The 261-nt window shown below is 31.0% G+C and carries 1 pseudogene; it reads left to right on the forward strand.

Annotation, left to right across the window (positions count from 1 at the left end):
* Nucleotides 1-125 (forward strand): annotated as a pseudogene (locus AAHB15_RS30130) (IS110 family transposase); the annotation flags it as partial.
* Between the last annotated feature and the right edge of the window lie 136 nt (nucleotides 126-261).

Consider the following 261-nt stretch of genomic DNA (forward strand, 5'->3'; position numbering starts at 1 on the left):
TTTACGATAAGAAACGCAGTGAAGGTAAATTGTATAAAGTAGCAGTTATTGCTTGTGTTAATAAGCTTTTACATTGGATATTTGCCATATTAAAAAACAAGACCACTTTCCAAGATATCGCTTAAGAACTATATCTAACTAAAAACAGAAAAACCTTCCAGTAACCGTTTGACGGAAGGTTATTTGGCATGCGCATTTTTAGTATAACATGGGTAATTAAAGATTTTTAGTGAAAAATGTTGACAAACTATTAGCTGGTTT

Origin of the sequence: Bacillus sp. OTU2372, from assembly GCF_038440275.1 — a bacterium.
GTDB classification, from domain to species: domain Bacteria; phylum Bacillota; class Bacilli; order Bacillales; family Cytobacillaceae; genus Neobacillus; species Neobacillus bataviensis_B.